Here is a 20945-nt window from a genome sequence, read left to right as displayed (position 1 = left end):
TCCGCGCATGACCTATCTCGTATTGGCTCGCAAGTGGCGGCCCCGATCCTTCGACACCCTGGTGGGGCAGGACCACGTGGTGCGCGCGCTGACGCACGCGCTGGATACGCAGCGACTGCATCACGCCTGGCTGTTCACCGGTACGCGGGGCGTCGGCAAGACCACGCTGTCGCGCATCCTGGCGAAATCGCTCAATTGTGAAATCGGCATCACCTCCAAGCCCTGTGGCGTCTGCCGGGCTTGCACGGAAATCGATGCCGGCCGCTTCGTCGACTATCTGGAGCTGGACGCGGCGTCCAACCGCGGCGTCGACGAGATGACGCAGCTGCTGGAGCAGGCGGTCTACGCGCCGGGCGCGGGGCGCTTCAAGGTCTACATGATCGACGAAGTGCACATGCTGACCGGCCACGCCTTCAACGCGATGTTGAAGACGCTGGAAGAGCCGCCGCCGCACGTCAAATTCATTATCGCGACCACCGATCCCCAGAAAATCCCGGTGACCGTGCTGTCGCGCTGCCTGCAATTCAACCTGAAACAGATGCCGCCCGACGCCATCGTCGGCCATTTGACGCATGTGCTGGGCGAAGAGCAGGTCGCCGCCGAAGTGCCGGCCCTGCGTCTGATCGCCCAGGCGGCGTCCGGTTCGATGCGCGACGCCCTGTCCCTGACGGACCAGGCTATCGCCTATAGCGCCGGCAACCTCACCGAGGAAGCCGTGCGCGGCATGCTCGGCACCATCGACCAGCGGCACCTGGTGCGGCTGCTCGATGCGCTGGGCAACGGCGATGCGCTGGCAGTGCTGGCCGTGGCCGACGAACTGGCCACGCGCGGTTTGTCCTATGGCGGTGCGCTGGCGGACCTGGCGGTATTGCTGTCGCGGGTGGCCATCGAGCAAAGAGTGCGCGGGGCCACGCCGGCCGACGATCCCCTGGCCGCCGACGTGGCGCGCCTGGCCGGGACCTTGCACGGCGACGCGGTGCAATTGTTCTATTCCGTGGCGGTGCATAGCCGCCAGGAGCTGGCCCTGGCGCCGGATGAGTACGCCGGCTTCGTCATGGCCTGCCTGCGGATGTTGTCCTTGAGCGGCGAAGCTGGCCCGCCGCAGACCATGCCGCCGCCGACGCGCGGCACGCTGGCCGCGCCGGGTAACACTGCTGCTGCCCCCGCGCCTGCCGCTGCCGCGGCGGTGCCCACGCCGGTTGCCGCTGCGACGGCTTCGGCTGGAGCGACTGTTGCGGCAGGTTCCGCGCCCGCTGCTGGGACTGTCGCCGCAGCGCCTGCCGCCGGTGGCGCGGGCAATGCAGCGCCTGCGCCTGCCGCCGCTGTTGCAGCAGTTGCGACGCCGTCCGCTGCGGCAGGTTCGGCCGCGCCGGCTCCTGTCGAGCCGGCTGCGACCGCCGCCGCCGCGCGGGCCGACACCCCTTCCGATCAGACTCAAGCGAGCGCTTCGGTAGCGCCCACTGCTGCGCCCGCCGCCCCGGCGGCACCCGTAGCCACGGCTGCGCCTGTGCCTGTGCCCAGCCCGGCGCCCGCTGCGCCGGCGCCGGATCGTACCGCGCGCGTCGATACGCAAGTTGCAGGCAGCGCGCCGCCGCCCTGGGATGATGCGGACGCCGTGGCCTCGGCAAGCGCCCCGGCCGCCCCGGCTACTCCGGCGTTGGATGCGCAAGATGTTGCGCCGGCTGCCCGACAAGCATCGGCTGGTCAGCAAGCCCCCGCTGCCCAACAGCAAGCCCCCACCCCCGACGGCCCCCCATCCTGGGTCGACGAGGTCATCCCCGATGACGCCCAGGGCGGCTACTCGGGCGAGGGCGCTTATGCCGGCAACGATGACGGCTTCATCGCCAGCGCCGATGCCGACGACGACGGTTTCGAAACGCTCAGCACCGGCGCCATGCCCGCGGACATCGCGCCCCGTCGCCCCGCGCCCAACCGCGCGCCGGCGGCCGCAGGCGGCAACCGTGCCAACCGGGCCCCGCGCCTGGACAAAATGGACGCCGACTCCTGGCCCGCCTTGGCGGCCAAGCTGCCGGTGACCGGTCTGGCGGCCGAAGTGGCGCGCCAAAGCGAATGGGCCGGCCTGCAGGGCGACCTGGTGCGCCTGCGCCTTGCAGTGCGCACGCTGGTCGACAGCGCCAGCAAGCTGCGCCTGCAAACCGTCCTGTGCGAACACTTTGGCCAGGCCCTGCGCCTGGAGGTCGAATTCGGCGTTACCGGCGACGGCACGGCCCACGCCGTCGCCCAGCAGGAACGCGCCGCGCGGCAGCACGCCGCGGAGGAAGCGGCCGTGGCCGACCCCTTCGTGCAGGCGCTGGTCGATAATTTCGGCGGCAAGATCGTGCCCGGCTCCATCCGGGCCATCGAACCGCCGCTGGCGGCCGCGGCGTGATTCGCGCCGCCGCCCGAGTCATTCAGTCATCCAATTTTTGAGAAGGACATCCCATCATGATGAAAGGACAATTGGCCGGTTTGATGCGCCAGGCGCAGCAAATGCAGGAAAACATGAAGAAGGCCCAGGAAGCCCTGGCCGACATCCTGGTCGAAGGCGCCGCGGGTGGCGGTCTGGTCAAGGTAACGATGTCCTGCCGCCACGACGTCAAGCGCGTGAACATCGACCCCAGCCTGCTGGGCGATGACAAGGACATGCTGGAAGACCTGGTCGCCGCCGCGTTCAACGACGCGCTGCGCAAGGCCGAAGCCACCAGCCAGGAAAAGATGGCTGGCGTGACGGCCGGCATGCCCATGCCCCCGGGCATGAAGTTCCCCTTCTGATACCCGGAGTCGCATGGAGCCCTTGCTGCCTGAACCCGAACCGCTGCTGGCGCTGATCGAGGCGCTGCGGCGCCTGCCCGGCGTCGGCGTGCGGTCGGCGCGCCGCATGGCCTATCACCTGTTGCAGCACGATCTGCAAGGGGCCGAACTGCTGGGCCGCGCTTTGTCCGGCGCCACGCAGAATCTGCGCCATTGCGCCCGCTGCAACAGCTTCTCCGAAGACGAGATCTGCGCGACCTGCGCCAATCCCCGGCGTGATCCGTCGCAGCTCTGCATCGTCGAGACCCCGGCCGATCAGAACATGATCGAGTCCAGCCACGGCTACCGCGGCCTGTACTACGTGCTGATGGGACGGGTCGCGCCGCTGGAAGGCGTGGGGCCGCGTGAGCTGGATTTCGACCGCGTGCTCAAGCGCGCCGGCGACGGGGTGGTGACGGAGGTCATCCTGGCCACCAACTTCACCGCTGAAGGCGAGACCACCGCGCACTTCCTCGGCGAAGCGCTGCGTGAACGGGGCTTGTCGGTGACGCGCCTGGCGCGTGGCGTACCCGCCGGCAGCGAGCTGGAATACGTCGACGCCGGCACCATCGCCTGGGCATTGATGGAACGCAAGTCAGCCTGACCGCATAAGGGCCACAGAGCCCGCGGGCAGCGCGACAGCCTTGCGAAGGCAGCACGCACTACGGCAGCCCGCGATACATAAGAACATTAGGAGACGCCAGGATGTCAGCCTTGGCTGGATTGAAAGTCCTCGAACTGGGCACGCTTATCGCGGGCCCTTTTGCTGCCCGCATGTTCGGTGAGTTCGGCGCCGACGTCATCAAGGTGGAAACCCCCGCCGGCCCCGACGGCAAGGGCGGTGGCGACCCCATCCGTTCCTGGCGCCATCTGCACGAAGGCAATTCGCTGTGGTGGACGGTGCAGGCGCGCAACAAGCGCTCGATTGCCCTGAACCTGAAGGACGAGCGGGCGCGCGACATTGCCCTGCGCCTGGCGCTCGAAGCCGACATCATCGTCGAGAACTACCGCCCCGGCGTGCTGGAAAAGTGGGGGCTGGGCTACGAACAGCTGCGCGCGCTCAATCCCGCCACCATCATGGTGCGCCTGTCGGGCTACGGCCAGACCGGCCCGATGCGCGACATGCCGGGCTTCGGCGCCATCGGCGAGTCGATGGGCGGGCTGCGCTACGTATCCGGCCATCCGGACCGTCCCCCGGTCCGCGTCGGCATCTCCATCGGCGATTCGATCGCGGCGCTGCACGGCGTGGTCGGCGCCATGATGGCGCTGCGCCATCGGGATGCCACGGGCGGCCGCTGGGATGGCCAGAAGGGCGGCCAAGGCCAGATGGTCGACGTGGCGCTCTACGAATCCGTCTTCAACATGATGGAAAGCCTGGTGCCCGAGTACGACGTCGCCGGCGTGGTGCGCGAACGCACCGGCGGGGCCTTGCCGGGCATCGTGCCGTCCAATACCTACACCACCGCCGACGGCCAGAACATCGTCATCGCCGGCAATGGCGACGCCATCTTCCTGCGCCTGATGCAGGCCATCGGCCGCGCCGACCTGGCCGCCGATCCGGACCTGGCGCGCAACGACGGCCGCGCCCGCCGCGTGGCGGAAATCGACGGCGCCATCCAGCAGTGGTGCGACGGCCAGCAGATCGAAGGCGCGCTGGAAACCTTGCGCCAGGCCGATGTGCCGGTGGGCAAGATCTACAGCGTGGCCGACATGTTCAGCGACCCCCAGTTCGCCGCGCGCGCCATGATCGAACAGCATCAATTCGCTGACGGCACGCCGGTCAAGCTGCCGGCGGTCACCCCGAAATTGTCCGCCACGCCTGGCGGCACGCGCTGGTTGGGGCCCGACTTAGGGGAACATACCGAGGAAGTCCTGCAGGGGCTGGGGTATGATTCCGCGACAATCGCGGAGCTGGCCCGGTCCGGCGCGATAGGAATTCGTGGTCCGCAGGCCGCGGACCAAACAACGGAGACACAAAAATGACAGTCACTCGCCGTGAACTGCTCAAACTCGCCGGCTCGGCCGGCGTCATGAGCCTGGCCCCCGCCTTCGCGCGGGCCGCGAAACTCGAAAAGACCAAGGTGGCGATCGCTGTCGGCGGCAAGGCACTGGTGTACTACCTGCCCTTGACCATCGCCGAAGTGCGCGGCTACTTCAAGGAAGAAGGCCTGGACGTCACCATCGCCGACTTCGCGGGCGGTGCCAAGGCCTTGCAGGCCGTGGTGGGCGGTAGCGCCGACGTGGTGTCGGGCGCTTTCGAGCACGCGCTGAACCTGCAGTCCAAGGGCCAGTTCTACCGCAACTTCGTGCAGCAGGGCCGCGCCCCGCTGATCGGTTTCGGTGTGTCGACCAAGACCATGGCGAACTACAAGTCGCCGGCCGACCTGAAGGGCAAGAAGATCGGCGTCACGGCGCCGGGCTCGTCGACCAATATGGTCGTCAACTTCTTCCTGGCCAAGCATGGCCTGAAGCCGTCGGACGTGTCCATCATCGGCGTGGGCGCCGGCGCGGGCGCCATCACGGCGCTGCGCTCGGGCCAGATCGACGCCATGTCCAATACCGACCCCGTGGTCACCGCCCTGGTGGCGGCCGGCGACATGAAGATCATCGCCGACACGCGGACGCTCAAGGACACGCGCGACATCTTCGGCGGCAACATGCCGGCCGGTACCCTCTACACCGCGCAGAGCTACATCGACGCCAATCCCAACACGGTGCAGGCCCTGGCCAACGCCATCGTGCGAGCGGACAAGTGGATCCAGAAGGCCAGCATCGACGAGATCGCCAAGACCGTGCCGGCGAACTATCTGCTGGGCGAACCGGAGGTCTACAAGGCGGCGCTGAAGGCCAGCCTGGAAGGCCTGTCGCCGGACGGCATCATCCCCGAGGATGGCGCCGCCACCGCGGTCAAGGCGCTGGCCGCCTTCATCCCGGACTTCGACGCGTCCAAGGTGGACCCGTCCAAGATCTGGACCAACGAATTCGCCAAGCGCGCCAACGAGAAGTATCCGAATGGCTGAAGCAGCACTGTCGCTGGACAACATCACCTGCACGTTTATTTCCCGCGAGGGCGGTGGGCAGCGCTACACCGCCGTGCGGGAATCCACGCTGAACGTCGCCCCCGGCGAATTCGTCTCCGTGGTCGGCCCGACGGGCTGCGGCAAGTCCACCTTGTTGAACGTGGGGGCCGGCTTGCTGGCGCCCACGTCCGGCCAGATCAAGGTCTTCGGCGAGCCTCTCAAGGGCATCAATCGCCGTGCCGGCTATATGTTCCAGGGTGAAGCCTTGCTGCCCTGGCGCAATGCGCTGGACAACGTCAAGGCGGGCCTGGAGTTCGCCCATGTGCCGATGGCCGAGGCCGAGGAACGGGGGCGCGAATGGCTGCGCCGCGTCGGCCTGGGCGGTTCGGAGCATCGCTTTCCGCATCAGATGTCGGGCGGCATGCGCAAGCGCGTGATGCTCGCGCAGACCTTGATACGCGATCCCGACATCATCCTCATGGACGAGCCGTTCTCCGCGCTCGACATCCAGACGCGCCAGCTGATGGAAAACGAGGTGCTGGATCTGTGGATGGCCAAGCGCAAGGCCGTGCTGTTCATCACGCACGATCTTGACGAGGCCATCGCCATGAGCGACCGGGTGGTGGTGCTGTCGGCAGGGCCGGGCACGCATCCGATCGGTGAATTCCATATCGACCTGCCGCGCCCGCGCGACGTTGCCGAGGTGCGTACCCACCCGCGCTTCGTCGAGTTGCACGCCGCCATCTGGGATGTGCTGCGCGAGGAAGTCCTCAAGGGCTACGCCCAGCAGAAACGGGCGTAGGTCTCTTCATGTCCAATATGATCAAACCCGGTTCCAAGACGCTGCGCGCGTGGCAGCTGTCATTGTTGATTATCCTGTTGCTCGCCTGGCATCTTGCCTCGCGCAGCCAGAACGTCGCCTTTTTCTTCGGCGAGCCCCTCAAGGTCGCGCAGCGCGTGTGGGCCTGGTTCGTCACCGACGCCGATATCTACCAGCATCTGGGCGTAACCCTGTCCGAAACGGTGCTGGCCTTCATCATCGGCACGGTGGCGGGTCTGGCTTGCGGCTTGTGGTTGGGCCTGTCGCAAGGCTCCAGTCTGGTCCTCGATCCCTACATCAAGGCCGCGAACTCGATGCCGCGCGTCATCCTGGCGCCCATCTTCGGCATGTGGTTCGGCCTGGGCATCTGGTCCAAGGTGGCGCTGGCGGTCACGCTGGTGTTCTTCATCGTCTTCTTTAACGTCTACCAGGGCGTGCGCGAAGTCAGCACCACCTTGCTGGACAATGCGCGCATGCTGGGCGCGGATCGCCGCCAATTGCTGCGTCACGTCTATCTGCCGTCGGCGACCAGCTGGGTGTTCTCCAGCCTGCATACGTCCGTGGGCCTGGCCTTCGTGGGCGCCGTGGTGGGCGAGTATCTGGGGTCCGCCAGTGGTGTCGGCTACCTGATCCTGCAAGCGGAAGGCACGCTCGACGTGAATACGGTCTTCGCCGGCATCGTGGTGCTGACGGTGTTCGCGCTGGTGCTGGACGGCCTGGTGACGCTGGCGGAAAAGCGCCTGATGAAATGGCAACCGCGCGCCGGTGAAACTGAAAAGCTCTGATATTCCTCTTTCGTAGCAACCATCCCCGCCCGGTGCGCCTTTCTCGGCCGCACCTTTGCGGGGATTTTTCATAGGATTCCAGCATGGCCCGACTGCCGTACGCCGACCTGACCACTGAAGAAGCCAAGCCCCTGGTTGAACGCATCGTCGCCGAGCGCGGCAGCGTGCTGCTGCTGTACCAGATGCTGTTGCACAGCCCGCCGGTCGCCAGCGGGTGGTTGAACTACCTGACCGCGATCCGGCAGTTGAGCACCTTGCCGGGGGATCTGCGGGAACTGGTCATCATGCGGGTGGCGGGGCTGAACGGTGCGCCTTACGAGGCGGACCAGCATGCGCCCATCGCATTGAAAGAGGGCATCACGCAGGCCCAGCTGGATGCGCTGGAGGGATGGCAGGACTCCCCGCTGTTCGACGCACGCGCGCGCGCCGTCCTGGCGTATGCGGATGCGATGACCCGCACGGTGCAGGTGCCCCCTGCCGTCTTCGCCGCGGTCCTGGCAGAGCTGGGCCAGCGCCACACGGTGGAGCTGACCGCCACGGTGGCGGCCTACAACATGGTTTCCCGCTTCCTGGAAGCCTTACAAGTCCACACCCACGATGAATAGGCCCCCCCGTACCACGCTGCGCGTGGCCCCCCAGGGGGCGAAGGGTGGGTCCCCCCGTACCACGCTACGCGTGGCCCCCCAGGGGGCGACACCGGCGGACCGGGGGACCCGGCTCCGCGGTGTCCCCGATCCAGGCAGGGTTCTTTAGCAGGAGGGGGCCGCTTTTAGCGCAGATCTTCGATCAGCTTGTCGAGTTTGACGGCGTCGGCGGCGAAGGCGCGGATGCCTTCGGACAGCTTCTCGGTGGCCATGGCGTCGTCGTTGAGCTGGGTGCGGAAGGGGATCTCGCTGGCATCCACGCGGGCCGGGGCGGCACCGCCGCCGCCAGCCTTCAGCCGTACCGGCACGTCGCCCTGGGTTTCCGCCAGCGTGGTCAGCAACTCCGGGCTGATGGTCAGCAGGTCGCAACCGGCCAAGGCCAGGATCTGGCCGACGTTGCGGAAGCTGGCGCCCATGATTTCGGTCGCGATGCCGTGGCTCTTGTAGTACTGGTAGATGCCCGCGACCGATTGCACGCCGGGATCGTTGGCGCCGGAACGCGCTTCTTCACTCCATTTCGCACCCTCGGCCTTCTTGTACCAGTCGTAGATGCGCCCGACGAAAGGCGAAATCAGCTTCGCGCCGGCGTCCGCGCAGGCCACCGCCTGGGGCAGGGAGAACAGCAGGGTCATATTGCAGTTGACGCCTTCTTCCTGCATGACGCGCGCCGCCTGGATGCCTTCCCAGGTCGAGGCGATCTTCACCAGGATGCGCTCGCGCCCGATGCCGGCCGCCTCATACAGGGCGATCAGGCCGCGCGCGCGCTCCACGGTGCCACGGGTGTCGAAGGACAGGCGCGCGTCCACCTCGGTGGAGACCCGGCCGGGGACGATCTTCAGGATTTCGGTGCCGAAGGCCACCAGCAGGCGGTCGAGGATCTGCTCCGTCGGCAGGTCCTTGTGGTCGCGCACCGTGCGCTCCAGCAGGGGCTTGTAGGCGTCTTTCTGGACCGCCTTGAGGATCAAGGACGGATTGGTCGTCGCGTCGGTCGGGCGATAGGCGCGCATGGCCTCGAAGTCGCCGGTATCCGCCACCACGGTGGTGTGCTGGCGCAAGGAATCGAGTTGGCTGGTCATGGAAGTCTCGGCTATCGGTTCAGGAAATGGGGTCGGCAAGGCCGACCGCGGGATGGTGCCATTCGTTTGTAACTGCCGTCTAGCGTAGCACCGCAAGAAGGGGGCGGGGGAGGCGCCGTCCGTGAACCCCAAAATCGGCCGCTCAGCCTTTGCTGGCGCGGGTTTCCGGGTAAAAGGGGCTTTCAAGGTATAATTTCAAGGTTTGATTACTGATTCTGAAACCGGGGTTTACTGTGCTGCCGCAACTTTTTCCCGAGGGAACTCATCGTTCTTCTCCCGCAATCTTGGCTCTGGCGGACGGTACCGTTTTTCGTGGAATTTCCATTGGCGCGCCGGGCCATACCGTGGCCGAGGTTGTGTTCAACACGTCCATGACCGGCTACCAGGAAATCCTTACCGATCCTAGCTATAACGGCCAACTGGTCACGCTCACCTATCCGCACATCGGCAATACCGGTGTGAACGAAGAGGACGTCGAGGCGCGCAAGGTTTTCGCGTCCGGCCTGATCGTGCGCGACTGTCCCGCCCGAGTCTCCAATTTCCGATCGACCAGCTCGCTGCCTGATTATCTGAAGGCGCAGGGCATCGTCGCCATTGCCGGCATCGATACCCGCAAGCTGACCCGCATCCTGCGCGAGAAGGGCGCCCAAGGTGGCTGCATTCTGGTCGGCGACGATACCGACCGCGCCATCGAGCTGGCCCGCGCCTTCCCCGGCATGTCGGGCCAGGACCTGGCCAAGGTGGTCAGCATCGAGAAATCCACCGAATGGACCGCCGGCACCTGGGAACTGGGTGAAGGCTTCTCCAAGCCCGACACCAGCAAGTTCCACGTCGTCGCCTACGATTTCGGCGTAAAGCAGAACATCCTGCGCCTGCTGGCCGACCGCGGTTGCCGCATCACGCTGGTGCCGGCGCAGACGCCTCCCGAAGACGTGCTGAAGCTGAATCCGGATGGCCTGTTCCTGGCCAACGGCCCTGGCGACCCAGAGCCCTGCGACTACGCCATCAAGGCCACCCGCGTGTTCCTGGAGCGCAAGCTGCCGGTGTTCGGCATCTGCCTGGGTCACCAGATCCTGGGCCTGGCGGTGGGCGGCAAGACGCTCAAGATGAAGACCGGCCACCACGGCGCCAACCACCCCGTGCAGGACGTGCAGAACAAGCGCGTTTACATCACCAGCCAGAACCACGGGTTCGAGGTGGATGCAGCCAGCCTGCCCGCCAACACCCGTGTCACCCATGTGTCGCTGTTCGACGGCACCTTGCAAGGCTTCGAACTCACCGATCGTCCCGCCTTCTGCTTCCAGGGCCACCCTGAAGCCAGCCCGGGACCGCACGACATCATCGTGCTGTTCGACAAGTTCATCAGCCAGATGGCCGGCCAAGTTAAGACCGCGTAAAGATTGCACTATGCCCAAGCGTACAGACATTAAAAGCATCCTCATCATCGGGGCCGGCCCCATCATCATCGGCCAGGCCTGCGAATTCGACTATTCCGGCGCGCAGGCCTGCAAGGCCTTGAAGGCCGAGGGTTACCGCACCATCCTGGTGAACAGCAACCCCGCCACGATCATGACCGACCCGGAAACGGCCGATGTGACCTACATCGAGCCCATTACCTGGCAAGCGGTCGAAAAGATCATCGAGCGCGAGCGTCCCGACGCGCTGCTGCCCACCATGGGTGGCCAGACCGCGCTGAACTGCGCCCTGGACCTGGCCCATCATGGCGTGCTGGAGCGCTTCAAGGTCGAGCTGATCGGCGCCAATGAACAGGCCATCGAGAAAGCCGAAGACCGCCAGAAGTTCAAGCAGGCCATGACCGACATCGGTCTGGCATCGGCCAAGTCCGGCGTCGCCCATTCGATGGACGAAGCCTGGGAAGTGCAGCGCCGCATCGCGGCCGAGGTCGGCACGTCCGGCTTCCCGGCGGTGATCCGCCCCAGCTTCACCATGGGCGGCTCGGGTGGCGGCATCGCCTATAACGCCGAAGAATTCGAAACCATCTGCCGGCGCGGCCTGGAAGCCTCGCCGACCAGCGAGCTGCTGATCGAAGAATCGCTGCTGGGCTGGAAAGAGTTCGAGATGGAAGTCGTGCGCGACAGCGCCGACAACTGCATCATCGTCTGCTCGATCGAAAACCTCGATCCCATGGGCGTACACACCGGCGACTCCATCACGGTGGCCCCGGCGCAGACGCTGACGGACAAGGAATACCAGATCATGCGCGATGCCTCCATCGCGGTGTTGCGCGAAATCGGCGTCGACACGGGTGGTTCCAACGTGCAGTTCGCGGTCAATCCGGCCAACGGCCGCATGATCGTCATTGAAATGAACCCGCGTGTGTCGCGTTCGTCGGCCCTGGCTTCCAAGGCCACCGGCTTCCCCATCGCCAAGGTCGCCGCGCGCCTGGCCGTGGGCTACACGCTGGACGAGCTGAAGAACGAAATCACGGGCGGCGCCACGCCGGCGTCCTTCGAGCCGACCATCGACTACGTGGTCACCAAGGTGCCGCGTTTCGCCTTCGAGAAATTCCCCACCGCTGACGCCCGCCTGACCACGCAGATGAAGTCGGTCGGCGAAGTGATGGCCATCGGCCGCACTTTCCAGGAGTCCTTCCAGAAAGCCCTGCGCGGCCTGGAAGTGGGCGTTGACGGCCTGAACCAGAAAACCACCGACCGCGAAAAGCTGCAAGCCGAGCTGGGTGAACCCGGCCCGGAACGCATCTGGTACGTGGGCGACGCCTTTGCCCAGGGTTTCAGCCTGGATGAAGTGCATGCGCTGACGCACATCGATCCCTGGTTCCTGTCGCAGATCAAGGAAATCGTCGACATCGAGCTGGCCCTGGAACAGAAAACCCTGGCCGACCTCGACTACGACACGTTGTGGCAGCTCAAGCGCCGCGGTTTCTCCGATCGCCGCCTGGCCTTCCTGCTCGACACGTCGGAAACGGAAGTGCGCCGCCTGCGCCACCAGCTCAACGTGCGTCCGGTCTACAAGCGCGTGGACACCTGCGCCGCTGAATTCTCCACCCGCACGGCCTATATGTACTCGACCTACGAGGAAGAGTGCGAAGCCGCGCCGACGGACCGCAAGAAGATCATCGTGCTGGGCGGTGGTCCGAACCGCATCGGTCAGGGCATCGAGTTCGACTACTGCTGCGTTCACGCCGCCCTCGCTCTGCGCGAAGACGGCTATGAAACCATCATGGTCAACTGCAACCCGGAAACCGTGTCGACCGACTACGACACGTCCGACCGCCTTTACTTCGAGCCGCTGACGCTGGAAGACGTGCTGGAAATCGTGCACAAGGAAAACCCGGTCGGCATGATCGTGCAGTACGGCGGCCAGACCCCGTTGAAGCTGGCGCGCGCGCTGGAAGCCAATGGCGTGCCCATCATCGGCACCAGCCCCGAATCGATCGACGTCGCTGAAGACCGCGAGCGTTTCCAGAAGCTGCTGAACAAGCTGGGCCTGCGCCAGCCGCCCAACCGCACCGCGCGTACGGAAGCCGAAGCCCTGGCGCATGCCACGGAAATCGGCTACCCGCTGGTGGTGCGTCCCAGCTACGTGCTGGGCGGCCGCGCCATGGAAATCGTCCATGAGCAGCAAGACCTCGAGCGCTATATGCGTGAAGCGGTCAAGGTGAGCAACGATTCGCCGGTGCTGCTGGACCGTTTCCTGAACAACGCCACCGAAGTGGACGTCGATTGCCTGGCCGATGGCCAGACCGTCTTCATCGGCGGCGTGATGGAACACATCGAGCAGGCCGGCGTGCACTCGGGCGACTCCGCCTGCAGCCTGCCGCCTTACTCCTTGTCGGCCGACGTCATCGCCGAAATCAAGCGCCAGACCGGCATGATGGCCAAGGCCTTGAATGTCAGCGGCCTGATGAACGTGCAGTTCGCCATCCAGGGCGGCGATGTCTACGTGCTGGAAGTGAACCCGCGTGCTTCGCGTACCGTTCCCTACGTGTCCAAGGCCACGGGCCTGCAGCTGGCCAAGATCGCCGCGCGCGCCATGGCCGGCCGCAGCCTGGCCGACCAGGGTGTGACGCAGGAAGTGGTGCCGCCTTACTTCTCCGTGAAGGAAGCGGTGTTCCCCTTCGTCAAATTCCCTGGCGTCGACACCATCCTGGGCCCGGAAATGAAGTCCACCGGCGAAGTCATGGGCGTTGGCACCAGCTTCGGCGAAGCCTTCGTCAAGTCGCAGCTGGCAGCCGGCATCCGCCTGCCGGACTCCGGCACCGCCTTCATCAGCGTCAAGAACCAGGACAAGCCGCGCGCGGTTGAAGTGGCACGTGGCTTGCACGCGTTGGGCTTCAAGCTGGTGGCCACTCGTGGTACGGCTGCCGAAATCGAAGCCGCCGGCATCCCGGTGCAGATCGTGGCCAAGGTCACGGAAGGCCGCCCGCACGTGGTCGACATGTTGAAGAACGGTGAGATCTCGCTGGTGATCAACACGGTGGAAGAGCGCCGCAACGCCATCGCCGACTCGCGTACGATCCGTACGCAGTCGCTGGCGGCTCGCGTGACGTTCTACACGACCATCGCCGGGGCCCGTGCCGCGGTCGAGGGCTTGCAGTATCTGCGTCAAGGCCATGGCCTGCAGGTCTATCCTTTGCAGGAGCTGCACGCCTCGCTGGTCAAGTCGGTGTAATGGCAGTGTGAGTGAGGATTCCCACGGTGGGCCGCTGCGCGGCCTGCCGGCGGGACACGGACCGCGGTGTCGGTCCGGTTCGATAGAGCGGCGTGGAGCCGCTCTATATTTTCGGGGCGGTTGGAGACCGCCGGGAGTCGATCATGAAATGGTGGATACTCGGATTGTTCGTGGTGTGTGCCTTTGTCGTTCATTATCGGGGCCGGGTGCGGCACGCGTTTTCGCGACAGGCTTTGGATCACTCCACGTTCACCTCTCCCATCAACGTGTTCATGTACGCGTTTTCGCGCGTGCCCAACGAGCCTTATCTTTCGCTGACGGAGTTTCCCGAGCTGAAAGTGCTGCAGGAACGTTGGGAAGAGATCCGCGCCGAGGCTGAGCAGTTGTTCTCCGCGGGCCATATCAAGGTCTCGGGCAAGTACAACGACGCCGGTTTCAATTCCTTCTTCAAGAGCGGCTGGAAGCGGTTTTATTTGAAGTGGTACGGCACCGACCATCCCTCGGCGACCGCGCTCTGTCCGCTGACGACGCGCCTGCTGGCGGACATTCCCACGGTGAAGGCCGCCATGTTCGCGGCGCTGCCGCCAGGTGGCCGCCTGCCGCGGCATCGCGATCCCTATGCGGGCTCCCTGCGGTACCACATGGGCTTGATCACGCCGAACGATCCAAACTGCTATATCGACGTGGACGGTCAGCCGTATTACTGGCGTGACGGCGAGGCGGTGATGTTCGACGAGACCTTCATCCACTACGCCGAGAACAAGACCAACGTCAACCGCATCATCCTGTTCGCCGATATCGAGCGTCCGATGCGCTACCGTTGGGCCCAGGCCGTCAATCATTTCCTGGGCAGCCTGCTGCTGAGGGCGGCGTCCTCGCCGAACCAGGAAGGCGACCGTACGGGGGGCATCAACCGGATCTTCGGTTCGGTGTATGCGGTACGGCGATTCGGCAAGGCGGTAAAGAAGAAGAACAAGCCCCTGTACTATCTGATGAAGTGGGCTCTGGTACTCGCGATCCTTGCCTGGATATTTGTGTAACCCCCCAACCGCGCGGAGCGCGGCAGGGTAGGCCCTCCCGTACCACGCTGCGCGTGGCCCCCCAGGGGGCGACACCGGCGGACCGGGGGACCCGGCTCCGCGGTGTCCCTGATGGAGGCACGGGTTCTTGAGTTGATATTTGGCTGTCGGGCCTTGCCGGGGGCCTGGAGACGAAATGCCGCAACATGTATTCATCACCGGCGCCACCAGTGGCCTGGGCAAGGCCTTGGCCGAGCATTATGGCAAGCAGGGTGCGACCTTGGGTCTGCTGGGCCGGCGTGGTGAACGGCTGCGGGCCTTGGCCGACAGCCTGCCCAATTCGGCCGCCCACGCCTGCTACGGCGTGGACGTGTGCGACCGGGCGGCCCTGCATGCCGCCGCGCATGATTTCATCGCACGCAGTGGCGGGGCGGTGGATGTCGTCATTGCCTGCGCCGGCATCAGCGTGGGGACCCTGACCGACCACCCCGAAGATCACGGCGTCTTCAACGCGGTCATGCAAACCAACGTCATGGCCATGGTGGCCACCTTCGAGCCTTTCATCGGCGTCATGCGTGAGGCGGGCGGGGGCACGCTGGTGGGCATCTCCAGCGTGGCCGGCGTGCGCGGTTTGCCTGGTGGCGGCGCCTACAGCGCTTCCAAAGCGGCAGTGACCACCTACTGCGAAAGCCTGCGCAACGAGTTGTCGCGCGACGGCATCCGCGTGGTCACGATCGCTCCGGGTTACGTCCGCACGGAAATGACGGCGCACAATCCGTACAAGATGCCCTTCCTGATGGATGCGGACGAATTCGCCCGGCGCGCGGCCGTGGCCATCGCGCGGGGCGTTTCCTACAGGGTGATTCCCTGGCAGATGGGCATGGTCGCCCGGTTGATGCGGGTCCTGCCGAACGGGATCTTCGACCGTCTGGCGCGCAACGCGCCCCGCAAGCCGCGCCAGGGCGAGTAGCTCAGACCTCGTCGTCGCCCGCCGACTTGATGTGGCTGATGTCGCCCCAGCCCATGACGCTCCAGTGGCCGTCCTTGAAACTCAGCCGGTTCACGGCGGTATTCAGCAGCACGGCATCGCGCGGGTGCGTCAGCGGAATGCCCTGGGCGTGACGCCAGACGATGTCGAGCACGCCACCGTGCGCGAACAACAGCACCCGGGCGTCGTCATGGCGCGCCACCACGTCTTCCAGAGTGGTGACGACGCGATCACGGAACTGGCGCAGGCTTTCGCCGCCTTCCACCAGACGATCCGGCTCGCGGCTGCGCCAGGCCGCCGCGGCTTCCGGCTGATGCTGTTCCAGTTCATCCATGGCCAGGCCTTCGAGCACGCCGTAGCAGCGCTCGCGCAGCCCGGGTTCGGGGCGCACGCGCAGTTGCAGCAGGTCGGCGGCCGCCTGGGCGGTGTCGTGGGCCCGCTGCAGGTCGCTGCTGTAGATCGCGTCGAACGGGCCGGTCTGCGCATCGCGGGTCAAGCGGCGCGCCAGCTTGGCGGCCTGGTCCACGCCTTCGTCATTCAGCGGAATGTCTTTCCAGCCCTGCAGGCGGCGGGCGCGGTTCCAGGCGGTCTCGCCGTGGCGGATCAACCAGATTTCGGTAGTCATGATCGGGTAGGGCGGGACGGCGAGGCGCGCGTCCCGGCATCGGTCAGGGTTGCTAATAATCCGGATGGTACCGATAAATGAACAAGGGCGCCGTGGCGCCCTTGTTATCGCGATGGCTGGTCAGATCGCAGCCCCGCGGAAATGCAGCTTTACCGGCTTAGGCCGAGGCGCTGAAGCCCGACGACGTCGACGAGGAAGAGCTCGCCTGGGCGATCTCGGCCTGCAACTGGGAAATCTGGCCCTGCAGCTGCGTGGCTTCGGCCGTCAGTGCCGCGACCTGGGTCTGCTTCTGGTCGTCGGAGACGTTGCTCGCCTGCAGGCGCTGGATCTGTTGCTGGATTTGCTGCAACTGCTTCTGCAATTGCTCCAGTTGCTGCTGTTCGGACGTCGAGTCGTCGGACGAGGACGACGACGAGCTGGAAGCACCGCCCATCGCGCCGGCGCCGCCGGCTTTCTGCGCGCCCGCCGCACCCGCCGTGGCGGACGTCGACGACGTGGCCGACGTGTCGCTGGTGGCGTCGGTGCTGTCAGTCTGGCTGGCCTGTTGCGTCGTCTTGGAATTGACGTGGGTGTAAGTAGCCAGCGAGCTGGTGAGGGACGAGATCGAAGTCATGATCGGTAAAGCTCCAGGGTCTGGTTGGCTTAGGTGTACATAACGAGTAACGACAGGCTTTCGCAAAAGCTTAAGCGCCCCTAAACTTGCGCCCGACTGAACGTGCTCGTGATGGACCGTAAACGAGGAGTAATAGCGGCGGTAATGTATCCGCACTATTCGGCCTTTGTTCCCGTCAGGGCCGTAATCTTCATCAACCTTCCGCAATTGCTCGCAAAGTTGTGATCGATTGCACTGTGCGGTGACAGTGCTCGGTCTTCCACGCACGATCTCAACAAGATGACTCATTCAAATCGGGGGGGCAGTAAATGCCGGGTTCTTACTTTCCGCGCTGGCGTCTGATCAAGGAGCTGGTGCCGGGTACCGTCATGGCGCCGGATGAGCGTCTGCCCTGGCCCAAGACCGCCGCCATGGGCCTGCAGCACGTCGTCGCCATGTTCGGCTCGACGGTGCTGGCGCCCCTGTTGATGGGGTTCGATCCCAACGTCGCCATCCTGATGTCGGGCGTGGGCTCGTTGATCTTCTTCCTGTTCGTCGGCGGCCGCGTGCCCAGTTATCTGGGCTCCAGTTTTGCCTTCATCGGTGGCGTCATCGCGGTGACCGGCTATGCCGGCGCCGGCCCCAACCCCAATATCGGCGTGGCGCTGGGCGGCATCATTGCCTGCGGCGCCGTCTATGCCCTGATCGGCCTGCTGGTGTGGGCCGCCAATGCGCGGTCGGGCGGCGGCGCGCGCTGGATCGAGGCCCTGATGCCGCCGGTGGTCACCGGCGCCGTGGTGATCGTGATCGGCCTGAACCTGGCGCCCATCGCCGCCAAGGGCGCCATGGGCGCGTCCAGTTTCGATGCCAGCATGGCCATCGTGACGATACTTTGCGTGGGCGGCATCGCTGTGCATGCCAAGGGCATGTTGCAGCGGCTGTTGATCCTGGCCGGGCTGATCCTGGCTTGCGTGATCTACGCCATCTGCGCCAATGGCCTGGGCCTGGGCAAGCCCATGGATTTTTCGGGCGTGGCGACGGCGGCCTGGCTGGGGCTGCCGCACTTCGCCGCGCCGGTCTTCTCGGCGCCCGCGATGGGCTTGATCGTGCCGGTCGCCATCATCCTGGTGGCGGAAAATCTCGGACATATCAAGGCGGTGAGCGCGATGACCGGGCAGGACCTGGATCGCTACCTGGGCCGCGCCTTCGTCGGCGACGGGGTGGCGACCATGCTGTCCGGCGCCGTCGGCGGCACCGGGGTGACCACATACGCCGAGAACATCGGCGTGATGGCCGTGACCCGCATCTATTCGACCCTGGTCTTCGTGGTGGCCGCGCTGATCGCTGTGCTGCTGGGGTTCTCGCCCAAGTTCGGCGCACTGATCCAGACCATCCCCGGCCCGGTGCTGGGCGGCATGTCGGTGGTGGTGTTCGGGCTGATCGCCATTGCCGGCGCACGCATCTGGATCGTCAACCGGGTCGACTTCACCGATAACCGCAACCTGATCACCGCCGCGGTAACCCTGGTGCTGGGGGCGGGGGATTTCACGCTCAACCTGGGTGGCTTCGCGCTGGGCGGCATCGGCACTGCCACTTTCGGTGCCATCCTCCTGTACGCGCTGCTACGCCCAAGAGCCTGAGACATCCTGCGCCCCGGTCGCCGAAAGACCGGCTCAAAAGGGGCCAGTTCGCCTCCTTCGGGCTGGCTTGCAATTCCCCGTAAAGTTGCCGACAATGTCATCCACTTGCCCCGGTTCAGATCCGAGCCGGGGTTTTTTGTCGCCGGGCCGCCCCATGACAAGAAGCGCCCTGGGTATTTATCCCTGGCCGCAAGCGGTGCAAACGCGCCGGAAGGGGGCGGTTTTGTTTTTGGGTCGAAGCTTGCCGCTGCCGGTTTGATGCCGGCTCAGTAAGAGCGGGCGCGAGGCGAGGAGCGAATCAGGATTCCCCTTCCATAGTGCGCGGCACAGCGCACCCGTCCGGCTTGACCTTGGTCCGAACGCTCCCTGGTGGGGCGTTTTCTACTTTGTTGGGAAATGTTATGTCTGCGATTCCGTTGACGGTGCGCGGCGCCAAACGCCTGCACGAAGAGTTGCACCGGCTCAAAACCATCGAACGTCCGTCCGTGATCGGGGCCATCGCCGAAGCGCGCGCCCAGGGTGACCTGTCGGAAAACGCCGAATATGACGCCGCGCGTGAGCGCCAGGGCTTCATCGAAGGCCGTATCGCCGAGCTGGAAGGCACGCTGTCGAATGCGCAGATCATCGATCCGCAAGCGCTGGAAACCGACGGCCGTGCCGTCTTCGGCGCGACGGTGGAAATCGAAGATCTCGATTCCGGCGACCGCGTGATCTATCAGATCGTCGGCGATGTCGAAGCCGATATCCGCGCCAATATGATTTCCGTGTCGAGCCCGGTGGCCCGCGCGCTGATCGGCAAGTCGGAAGGCGACGTGGTGGAAGTGCAGGCCCCGTCGGGTCCGCGCGAGTACGAAGTGATCAGCGTCCAGTACCTGTAATTGGCACGGCCAATGCCGGGGTGGGCATGACCCGGCATAAAAAAACAGGCCCCGTGAAGGGCCTGAATCTGAATAGCGGTAAATCTGTATAGCAGGTGACGGGCAGGCCGTCAGCGTTTCGTCGTTTTGCGTCCTACCGTGCCACGCTGGATGCCGCCGGAACGCGCACCGGCCCGCAGGCTCATGGCGCTGCCGGTACGGCGCGGAATGCCGTGCGCGGGCGCGGCGGCCTTGCGGTTGCTGGGACGCATGGGCTTGCCGGCCGCGTTCAGCTCGGAAGCATCGTGCCAGACGCGGTCGCGCTTCGCGGGCTCTTCGTCGCGGCGAGGGGCGCGCGACGGCTTGTCCAGGGTCTTGCCGGCGGCGGCCAGTTTCTTCGGCACGTGCGGCTCGGACGCCTTGCGCTTCGGGCGCGCGTCGGAGACGGGTTGTGGCAATACCGACACGCCGTTGGCGAGCGGACGGTAAAGAATGAGCATTTTGCCCAGGTGATGCACCTGCGCGCAGGATAATACGTCGCAGATCTGAGCCAGCATATCCACGCGGGCTTGGCGATCGTCGCCAGCCACGCGCACCTTGATGAGGCCGTGGGAAACCAGGGCCAGGTCGATTTCCTTGAGCACTGCGTCGGAAAGGCCCTTGTCGCCGATCAGGACGACAGGACGCAGCGGATGGGCAGCCGAGCGCAAGGCGCTACGTTCGCGGGATGTAATTTCTAATATAGGCATGGCGGAATTGTACGGGAATGGCCAAGAATAAATTCTCCAAAGACTGGTTGCACCAGCACATCAACGACCCTTATGTGAAGATGGCGCAACAAAAGGGTTATCGTGCCCGCGCGGCCTTCAAGCTGCTGGAAATCGTCGAGACCGAAAAACTGCTGCGCCGTGGCGATATCGTGGTGGATCTGGGGTCGGCGCCGGGCAGCTGGTCGCAGGTCGCGCGCGAACGCCTGGTGGGCGCGGGCGGGGTGATCGACGGCCGTATCATCGCGCTGGACATCCTTCCCATGGAGGCTATCGCCGGCGTCGAATTCATTCAAGGCGATTTCCGCGAGGATAGCGTTTTGAAACAATTGGAAAATCTTTTGGAAGGGCGCGCGGTAGACCTTGTAATTTCAGATATGGCCCCCAACCTGTCGGGAGTCGAGTCCGCCGACGCCGCACGCATCGAGCACGTTTGCGACCTTGCAATGGAATTTTCCTGCGCCCACCTGAAGCCGGAGGGCGCGCTAATCGTCAAGGCGTTCCATGGAAGTGGGTTTTCGCAGATCGTCGAGTCTTTCAAGAAACGCTTCAAGCGCGTGGTCGAGCGCAAGCCCAAAGCGTCGCGATCGAACTCTTCGGAGACCTTTTTGGTCGGACGCTCCCTTAAAGCTTAGCGAGGTCACTCCTCATTTCAGCCATATGCCCCTT

19 protein-coding genes are annotated in these 20945 nt (G+C 65.2%); 15 read left to right on the top strand and 4 right to left on the bottom strand.

Annotated elements, in window-relative coordinates; translation table 11 throughout:
• Positions 1-7 precede the first annotated feature (7 nt).
• The 8 genes from ASB57_RS16820 (at position 8) to ASB57_RS16785 (ending at position 8020) form a co-directional block, all read left to right on the top strand.
• Positions 8-2389 carry a DNA polymerase III subunit gamma/tau gene (locus ASB57_RS16820; RefSeq protein ID WP_057653264.1) on the top strand — a complete coding sequence of 794 codons (2382 nt, stop codon included), beginning with the start codon at positions 8-10 and terminating at the stop codon, positions 2387-2389.
• Between the two features lie 56 nt (positions 2390-2445).
• Positions 2446-2772 carry a YbaB/EbfC family nucleoid-associated protein gene (locus ASB57_RS16815; protein WP_057653263.1) on the top strand — a complete coding sequence of 109 codons (327 nt, stop codon included), beginning with the start codon at positions 2446-2448 and terminating at the stop codon, positions 2770-2772.
• 13 nt (positions 2773-2785) lie between these two features.
• Complete coding sequence (gene recR, locus ASB57_RS16810) at positions 2786-3394, top strand: recombination mediator RecR (RefSeq protein WP_057653262.1); 609 nt, start codon at positions 2786-2788, stop codon at positions 3392-3394.
• 101 nt (positions 3395-3495) lie between these two features.
• Entirely contained in the window at positions 3496-4773 is a 1278-nt protein-coding gene (locus ASB57_RS16805) for a CaiB/BaiF CoA-transferase family protein (RefSeq protein WP_057653261.1), read from the top strand.
• The gene (locus ASB57_RS16800; RefSeq protein WP_057653260.1) at positions 4770-5810 is read left to right on the top strand and encodes an ABC transporter substrate-binding protein; all 1041 of its coding nucleotides are present in this window, start codon (positions 4770-4772) and stop codon (positions 5808-5810) included. The genes ASB57_RS16805 and ASB57_RS16800 overlap by 4 nt, the downstream gene beginning before the upstream one ends.
• Entirely contained in the window at positions 5803-6612 is an 810-nt protein-coding gene (locus tag ASB57_RS16795) for an ABC transporter ATP-binding protein (RefSeq protein ID WP_057653259.1), read from the top strand. The genes ASB57_RS16800 and ASB57_RS16795 overlap by 8 nt, the downstream gene beginning before the upstream one ends.
• Before the next feature lie 8 nt (positions 6613-6620).
• The gene (locus ASB57_RS16790) at positions 6621-7415 is read left to right on the top strand and encodes an ABC transporter permease (RefSeq protein ID WP_057653258.1); all 795 of its coding nucleotides are present in this window, start codon (positions 6621-6623) and stop codon (positions 7413-7415) included.
• An 83-nt stretch (positions 7416-7498) separates the two neighbouring features.
• Complete coding sequence (locus ASB57_RS16785; protein ID WP_057653257.1) at positions 7499-8020, top strand: carboxymuconolactone decarboxylase family protein; 522 nt, start codon at positions 7499-7501, stop codon at positions 8018-8020.
• 164 nt (positions 8021-8184) lie between these two features.
• Here ASB57_RS16785 and tal read toward each other — a convergent pair whose 3' ends face one another.
• Positions 8185-9135 (bottom strand): transaldolase, encoded by a 951-nt coding sequence (gene tal, locus ASB57_RS16780; protein WP_057653256.1) that lies wholly within the window; start codon positions 9133-9135, stop codon positions 8185-8187.
• A 233-nt stretch (positions 9136-9368) separates the two neighbouring features.
• On the opposite strand from tal, the gene carA reads away from it, so the two are divergent.
• The 4 genes from carA (at position 9369) to ASB57_RS16760 (ending at position 15777) form a co-directional block, all read left to right on the top strand.
• Positions 9369-10532 carry a glutamine-hydrolyzing carbamoyl-phosphate synthase small subunit gene (gene carA / locus ASB57_RS16775; protein ID WP_057653255.1) on the top strand — a complete coding sequence of 388 codons (1164 nt, stop codon included), beginning with the start codon at positions 9369-9371 and terminating at the stop codon, positions 10530-10532.
• A 10-nt stretch (positions 10533-10542) separates the two neighbouring features.
• Complete coding sequence (gene carB / locus ASB57_RS16770) at positions 10543-13788, top strand: carbamoyl-phosphate synthase large subunit (RefSeq protein WP_057653254.1); 3246 nt, start codon at positions 10543-10545, stop codon at positions 13786-13788.
• Positions 13789-13931: 143 nt separating this feature from the next.
• Positions 13932-14828, top strand: coding sequence for a lipid A hydroxylase LpxO (gene lpxO, locus ASB57_RS16765; RefSeq protein WP_057653253.1), 897 nt, complete (start codon positions 13932-13934; stop codon positions 14826-14828).
• Between the two features lie 175 nt (positions 14829-15003).
• Positions 15004-15777 carry an SDR family oxidoreductase gene (locus tag ASB57_RS16760; protein WP_057653252.1) on the top strand — a complete coding sequence of 258 codons (774 nt, stop codon included), beginning with the start codon at positions 15004-15006 and terminating at the stop codon, positions 15775-15777.
• Position 15778: 1 nt separating this feature from the next.
• On the opposite strand, the gene ASB57_RS16755 is transcribed toward ASB57_RS16760, so the two are convergent.
• Together ASB57_RS16755 and ASB57_RS31360 are read right to left on the bottom strand one after the other, a co-directional pair.
• The gene (locus ASB57_RS16755; RefSeq protein ID WP_057653251.1) at positions 15779-16420 is read right to left on the bottom strand and encodes a histidine phosphatase family protein; all 642 of its coding nucleotides are present in this window, start codon (positions 16418-16420) and stop codon (positions 15779-15781) included.
• Positions 16421-16577: 157 nt separating this feature from the next.
• Positions 16578-17033, bottom strand: a complete 456-nt coding sequence (locus ASB57_RS31360; RefSeq protein ID WP_057653250.1) for a FlxA-like family protein — start codon at positions 17031-17033, stop codon at positions 16578-16580.
• Between the two features lie 308 nt (positions 17034-17341).
• On the opposite strand from ASB57_RS31360, the gene ASB57_RS16745 reads away from it, so the two are divergent.
• Together ASB57_RS16745 and greA are read left to right on the top strand one after the other, a co-directional pair.
• Complete coding sequence (locus ASB57_RS16745; RefSeq protein ID WP_057653249.1) at positions 17342-18652, top strand: solute carrier family 23 protein; 1311 nt, start codon at positions 17342-17344, stop codon at positions 18650-18652.
• Between the two features lie 401 nt (positions 18653-19053).
• Positions 19054-19530 carry a transcription elongation factor GreA gene (gene greA / locus ASB57_RS16740; RefSeq protein WP_057653248.1) on the top strand — a complete coding sequence of 159 codons (477 nt, stop codon included), beginning with the start codon at positions 19054-19056 and terminating at the stop codon, positions 19528-19530.
• Positions 19531-19640: 110 nt separating this feature from the next.
• Here greA and ASB57_RS16735 read toward each other — a convergent pair whose 3' ends face one another.
• Positions 19641-20258: a YhbY family RNA-binding protein gene (locus ASB57_RS16735; protein WP_057653247.1), complete on the bottom strand. Its 618-nt coding sequence runs from the start codon at positions 20256-20258 to the stop codon at positions 19641-19643.
• 17 nt (positions 20259-20275) lie between these two features.
• On the opposite strand from ASB57_RS16735, the gene ASB57_RS16730 reads away from it, so the two are divergent.
• Entirely contained in the window at positions 20276-20911 is a 636-nt protein-coding gene (locus tag ASB57_RS16730) for an RlmE family RNA methyltransferase (RefSeq protein ID WP_057653246.1), read from the top strand.
• Positions 20912-20945: the final 34 nt, after the last annotated feature.

Origin of the sequence: Bordetella sp. N (assembly GCF_001433395.1) — a bacterium.
Lineage (GTDB): Bacteria > Pseudomonadota > Gammaproteobacteria > Burkholderiales > Burkholderiaceae_B > Bordetella_C.
This window is presented reverse-complemented; position numbering and strand designations above follow the sequence as displayed.

Bases quoted from the DNA above. Each gene is read 5' to 3' on its own strand.
- ASB57_RS16820 (WP_057653264.1), top strand. From the start codon at position 8: ATGACCTATCTCGTATTGGCTCGCAAGTGGCGGCCCCGATCCTTCGAC.
- ASB57_RS16815 (WP_057653263.1), top strand. From the start codon at position 2,446: ATGATGAAAGGACAATTGGCCGGTTTGATGCGCCAGGCGCAGCAAATG.
- recR (WP_057653262.1), top strand. From the start codon at position 2,786: ATGGAGCCCTTGCTGCCTGAACCCGAACCGCTGCTGGCGCTGATCGAG.
- ASB57_RS16805 (WP_057653261.1), top strand. From the start codon at position 3,496: ATGTCAGCCTTGGCTGGATTGAAAGTCCTCGAACTGGGCACGCTTATC.
- ASB57_RS16800 (WP_057653260.1), top strand. From the start codon at position 4,770: ATGACAGTCACTCGCCGTGAACTGCTCAAACTCGCCGGCTCGGCCGGC.
- ASB57_RS16795 (WP_057653259.1), top strand. From the start codon at position 5,803: ATGGCTGAAGCAGCACTGTCGCTGGACAACATCACCTGCACGTTTATT.
- ASB57_RS16790 (WP_057653258.1), top strand. From the start codon at position 6,621: ATGTCCAATATGATCAAACCCGGTTCCAAGACGCTGCGCGCGTGGCAG.
- ASB57_RS16785 (WP_057653257.1), top strand. From the start codon at position 7,499: ATGGCCCGACTGCCGTACGCCGACCTGACCACTGAAGAAGCCAAGCCC.
- tal (WP_057653256.1), bottom strand. From the start codon at position 9,135: ATGACCAGCCAACTCGATTCCTTGCGCCAGCACACCACCGTGGTGGCG.
- carB (WP_057653254.1), top strand. From the start codon at position 10,543: ATGCCCAAGCGTACAGACATTAAAAGCATCCTCATCATCGGGGCCGGC.
- lpxO (WP_057653253.1), top strand. From the start codon at position 13,932: ATGAAATGGTGGATACTCGGATTGTTCGTGGTGTGTGCCTTTGTCGTT.
- ASB57_RS16760 (WP_057653252.1), top strand. From the start codon at position 15,004: ATGCCGCAACATGTATTCATCACCGGCGCCACCAGTGGCCTGGGCAAG.
- ASB57_RS16755 (WP_057653251.1), bottom strand. From the start codon at position 16,420: ATGACTACCGAAATCTGGTTGATCCGCCACGGCGAGACCGCCTGGAAC.
- ASB57_RS31360 (WP_057653250.1), bottom strand. From the start codon at position 17,033: ATGACTTCGATCTCGTCCCTCACCAGCTCGCTGGCTACTTACACCCAC.
- ASB57_RS16745 (WP_057653249.1), top strand. From the start codon at position 17,342: ATGCCGGGTTCTTACTTTCCGCGCTGGCGTCTGATCAAGGAGCTGGTG.
- greA (WP_057653248.1), top strand. From the start codon at position 19,054: ATGTCTGCGATTCCGTTGACGGTGCGCGGCGCCAAACGCCTGCACGAA.
- ASB57_RS16735 (WP_057653247.1), bottom strand. From the start codon at position 20,258: ATGCCTATATTAGAAATTACATCCCGCGAACGTAGCGCCTTGCGCTCG.
- ASB57_RS16730 (WP_057653246.1), top strand. From the start codon at position 20,276: ATGGCCAAGAATAAATTCTCCAAAGACTGGTTGCACCAGCACATCAAC.